At 59.2% G+C, this 5,734-nt stretch carries 3 rRNA genes; all 3 read right to left on the minus strand.

Annotated features, from left to right (window positions below):
• Nucleotides 1-7 precede the first annotated feature (7 nt).
• Nucleotides 8-124 (minus strand): 5S ribosomal RNA (rrf, locus tag JFB92_RS24650).
• 210 nt (nt 125-334) lie between these two features.
• Nucleotides 335-3,480, minus strand: a 23S ribosomal RNA gene (locus tag JFB92_RS24655).
• 439 nt (nt 3,481-3,919) lie between these two features.
• Nucleotides 3,920-5,470: ribosomal RNA gene (locus tag JFB92_RS24660) — 16S ribosomal RNA — on the minus strand.
• The 16S, 23S and 5S rRNA genes sit together here, the layout of an rRNA operon.
• Nucleotides 5,471-5,734: the final 264 nt, after the last annotated feature.

Below are 5,734 nucleotides of genomic sequence, written 5' to 3' on the forward strand. Positions count from 1 at the left end.
GTTTAATGTTTGGCGGTGTCCTGCTCTCCCACACCCTCGCGAGTGCAGTACCATCGGCGCAGGGAGCCGTAACGACCGGGTTCGGAATGGGACCGGGTGTGACACTCCCGCTCTCACCACCAAACAAACCCTCGAACCAACCACCCAGACCCCCCCTTTCGGCACCAGGTCCCCTCAGCAGGCCGCGGAAGCGGCACCAGGGTCACCAGTGCGGGGCGGTTCCGGGGTGTGTTGCCTCAGAATCGCATAGCGTGCGTGAATGCCTTATCGTTTCGCTACCAGGGCAGCCCGTTCAAAGGCCACCCGCCCGTGACCGGGCTCGGTCGTGTTTTGGCAGGTTAAGTCCTCGGCGGTTAGTACCCCTCCACTCCACCCATTGCTGGGCTTCCATGCGGGGCCTATCAACCCGGTCATCTCCCGGGCGCCTCACCAACAAATGTTGACGGAGATCTCATCTCGGAGCACGCTTCCCGCTTAGATGCTTTCAGCGGTTATCGCTCCCGAACGTAGCCAACCAGCCATGCCCCTGGCGGGACAACTGGCACACCAGCGGTTCGTCCATCCCGGTCCTCTCGTACTAGGGACAGCCCTCCACCAAATCTCCTACGCGCGCGGCGGATAGGGACCGAACTGTCTCACGACGTTCTAAACCCAGCTCGCGTGCCGCTTTAATGGGCGAACAGCCCAACCCTTGGGACCAACTCCAGCCCCAGGATGCGACGAGCCGACATCGAGGTGCCAAACCATCCCGTCGATATGGACTCTTGGGGAAGATCAGCCTGTTATCCCCGGGGTACCTTTTAGCCGTTAAGCGACACCGCATCCGTACGCCGGTGCCGGATCACTAGCCCCTGCTTTCGCACCTGCTCGAGACGTCCCTCTCACAGTCAAGCACCCTTCTACGCTTACACTCACCGACCGGTTTCCAACCGGCCCGAGGGCACCATTGGGCGCCTCCGTTACCATTTAGGAGGCAACCGCCCCAGTTAAACTACCCACCAGGCACTGTCCCCACACCCGATCAGGGCGCCAGGTTAGACACACCATCAGATCAGAGCGGTATTTCACCAACACCTCCACCCGCACTAGCGTGCGCGCTTCCCAGGCTCCCGCCTATCCTACACAAACCAGACAATGCACCAATACCAAGCTATAGTAAAGGTCCCGGGGTCTTTCCGTCCTGCCGCGCGAAACGAGCATCTTTACTCGTACTGCAATTTCGCCGAGCATGTGGTTGAGACAGCGGAGCAGTCGTTACGCCATTCGTGCAGGTCGGAACTTACCCGACAAGGAATTTCGCTACCTTAGGATGGTTATAGTTACCACCGCCGTTTACTGGCGCTTCAATTCACCACGGCACCCCCGAAAGGGCTGATGGATCCTCTTAACGTTCCAGCACCGGGCAGGCGTCAGTCCATATACCTCACCTCACGGCTTCGCATGGACCTGTGTTTTTAGTAAACAGTCGCTGCTCCCTGGCCTCTGCAACCCCCACCCGCTCCCGGACGCTTCGTCCCACGGGCCGGGGCCCTCCTTCTCCCGAAGTTACGGAGGCAATTTGCCGAATTCCTTAACCACACATCACTCGAACGCCTCAGTATTCTCTACCTGACCACCAGTGTCGGTTTCGGGTACGGGCCGTGACACACTCGCTAGAGGCTTTTCTCGACAGCACGGGCACACCGAATTCATGCGTATGCACTATGCATCAGCGCTCACCCTCCCAGCTTGCACTGGAGTCCTCCCGGATTTACCTGGGAGCACGGGCTACCACCTTACCCCGCCTAATCCACCAGACGGTACGGCCACCCCACTGCGTCACCCCATCACTACACTACACACGGCAGGGACCCCAACCAGTCACCAGCATCGATCGCCCCGAAGGACGGCCAACACCGACTCCCAGCCGGTTAGCACAACCGCTATCATGGTACGGGCGCGTGTCACGGGTACCGGAATATCAACCGGTTCCCCATCGACTACGCCTCTCGGCCTCGCCTTAGGCCCCGACTAACCCAGAGCGGAACAACCGTCCTCTGGAACCCTTAGTCAATCGGCGCAGCTGATTCTCACAGCTGTCACGCTACTCATGCCTGCATTCTCACTCGCGCACACTCCACCGACACACCCCAACGGGCTAGCTCACGCTTCGGCTTCACCGCGTACACGACGCTCCCCTACCCAACAACACCGGCCACACGGACCGGCATCCTTGCTACGGCTTCGGCGGTGCACTTCAGCCCCGCTACATTATCGGCGCGAAACCACTCGACCAGTGAGCTATTACGCACTCTTTCAAGGATGGCTGCTTCTAAGCCAACCTCCTGGCTGTCAACGCGACCCCACATCCTTTTCCACTCAGCACACCCTTAGGGGCCTTAGCCGGTAATCTGGGCTGTTTCCCTCTCGACCACGGATCTTCTCACCCGCGGACTCACTGCCACACTCCACACCAGGGCATTCGCAGTTTAGCTGAGCTCAGTAACCGACACGGCCCATCACCCAACCAGCGCCCTACCACCCCGGTGCAACATGCAACGCTGCACCTAAATGCATTTCGGGGAGAACCAGCTATCACGGAGTTTGATTGGCCTTTCACCCCTACCCACACCTCATCCCCCCAGTTTGCAACCTAGGTGGGTTCGGGCCTCCACGACCTCTTACAGCCGCTTCACCCTGGACATGGGTAGATCACCCCGCTTCGGGTCTACAGCACACCACTCGACGCCCTCTTCAGACTCGCTTTCGCTCCGGCTCCCCCACACGGGTTAACCTCGCGGCACACCATAACTCGCAGGCTCATTCTTCAAAAGGCACGCCACCACCCGACCACGCGCCGCCACAAGGACGACACGCCGGGCTCTGACGGCTTACAGGCACATGGTTTCAGGCACTCTTTCACTCCCCTCCCGGGGTACTTTTCACCATTCCCTCACGGTACTCTCCACTATCGGTCACCAGACGCTTTTAGGCTTACCAGACGGTCCTGGCAGATTCACACGAGACTCCACGAACCCCGCACTACTCGGGAAACATCACCAACGCTGCATCGCAGTCCTTCACCTACGGGACTCTCACCCACTCCGGCCGGCCTTCCCAGACCATTCAGCTAGACCACCACACACACGCTCCGCCTCGGCAGAGACAGACAGCAACGCCCCACAACCCCGAACCCGCAACACCTGCCGGCTATCACACGGACCCGGTTTAGCCTCCTCCGCTTTCGCTCGCCACTACTCACGGAATCACTCTTGTTTTCTCCAGACAGGTACTGAGATGTTTCACTTCCCCGCCACACCACCAGCTCCCCTATACATTCAGGAAGCGGCGACCGGCCATCACGCCGGCCAGGTTCCCCCATTCGGACACCCTGGGATCACAGTCCAGTTGGCAACTCCCCCAGGCCTATCGCGGCCTCACACGTCCTTCATCGGTCATCCGGCACCAAGGCATCCACCATGCGCCCTACACAACTTAACCAACACACATCGGCCAGTCACATAGAAAAACAAAGACACTCACGCACACTATACAAATCTCAAACAACACACCAGCCACACCCGACACACCCACCAGCAGCAGCCCGCCCCCACCCCACCAACAGCAGAACAAGAACACCAGGACCAAACAGCCCCACAACCACCACCAGCACACACGTGCGCCCGCAGCAAGACCGGGCCCCGAGACGAATTGCCTCAGAACCCCAACAGGGTGCGAGACCCCCGGACCCCACCGACATCCGAAACCGGACACCGACAGAGACCAAAAGCCTCAAGGATGGTTATATTCTCAGCGCGCAGTCGACACACCAAACAAAATTCTCAGTCCATACACACCCGAGCAGGAACCACCACCAGCCTAGCGCCAGTGGAGGACTCGGATGGTTGACCACGCCCTCAGACGGGTCGGGACTCCTTAGAAAGGAGGTGATCCAGCCGCACCTTCCGGTACGGCTACCTTGTTACGACTTCGTCCTAATCGCCAGCCCCACCTTCGACCACTCCCCCCGATCAAAGACCGGTTGGGCCGCAGGCTTCGGGTGTTGCCAACTTTCATGACGTGACGGGCGGTGTGTACAAGGCCCGGGAACGCATTCACCGCAGCGTTGCTGATCTGCGATTACTAGCGACTCCACCTTCATCGAGCCGAGTTGCAGACTCGAATCCGAACCACGACCGGCTTTACAGAGATTCGCTCCACCTCACGGTATCGCCACCCGCTGTACCGGCCAATGTAGCATGCGTGAAGCCCTGGACATAAGGGGCATGATGACTTGACCTCATCCCCACCTTCCTCCGAGTTAACCCCGGCAGTCCCCCACGAGTCCCCAGCACAGCCTCGAAAGACCGCCTGCTGGCAACATGGGGTAAGGGTTGCGCTCGTTGCGGGACTTAACCCAACATCTCACGACACGAGCTGACGACAGCCATGCACCACCTGTCACCCAGTCCGAAGAGGCCCCCATCTCTGAGGGTTTCCGGGTGATGTCAAACCCAGGTAAGGTTCTTCGCGTTGCATCGAATTAATCCGCATGCTCCGCCGCTTGTGCGGGCCCCCGTCAATTCCTTTGAGTTTTAGCCTTGCGGCCGTACTCCCCAGGCGGGGCGCTTAATGCGTTAGCTACGGCACAGAACCCAAAAAAGGACCCCACACCTAGCGCCCACCGTTTACAGCATGGACTACCAGGGTATCTAATCCTGTTCGCTCCCCACGCTTTCGCTCCTCAGCGTCAGGTAAGCCCCAGAGACCCGCCTTCGCCACCGGTGTTCCTCCACATATCTGCGCATTTCACCGCTACACGTAGAATTCCAGTCTCCCCTAGCTACCTCCAGCCCGCCCGTATCCACCGCACGACCCCGGTTAAGCCGGAGCTTTTCACGGCAGACGCGACGAGCCGCCTACGAGCCCTTTACGCCCAATAAATCCGGACAACGCTCGCGCCCTACGTCTTACCGCGGCTGCTGGCACGTAGTTAGCCGGCGCTTATTCAACCACTACCGTCAATGCCGCAAAAACGACATCTTCGCCGTGGATAAAAGAAGTTTACAACCCGAAAGCCGTCATCCTCCACGCGGCGTCGCTGCGTCAGGGTTCCCCCCATTGCGCAAAATTCCCCACTGCTGCCTCCCGTAGGAGTCTGGGCCGTATCTCAGTCCCAATGTGACCGACCGCCCTCTCAGGCCGGCTACCCGTCACCGCCTTGGTAGGCCATCACCCCACCAACCAGCTGATAGGCCGCAAGCCCCACCCCCACCACAAAAGCTTTCCACCACCCCTCATGCGAGAAGCAGTCATATCCGGTATTAGCCGCCGTTTCCAACGGTTATCCCAGAGAAGGGGACAGGTTACCCACGTGTTACTCACCCGTTCGCCACTCGAGCACCCAGCAAGCTGGGCCTTTCCGTTCGACTTGCATGTGTGAAGCACGCCGCCAGCGTTCGTCCTGAGCCAGGATCAAACTCTCCAACCAAAACCAAACACCACACCACCACCAAACAACAACCGTCGCCCAGCAGAAAATGCAGCAAGCAATATGTCGAAGCATGCCCTGACCGATTAATCCGAGACACCCAACCTCAGCAGGCCGAGCATCCCAAGGAAATTGACAGTCAAAAACAGTACCAACCAAACCAGCCACCAAAACCCCCACAAAAAGAGACCCGGCAACCAGCCCAGCCAGCCCACACGCTGACCATCCAAACACCCTGTTGAGTTCTCAAACAACACGCCACAA

Source organism: Glycomyces salinus, from assembly GCF_016428645.1.
GTDB lineage: Bacteria > Actinomycetota > Actinomycetes > Mycobacteriales > Micromonosporaceae > Glycomyces > Glycomyces salinus.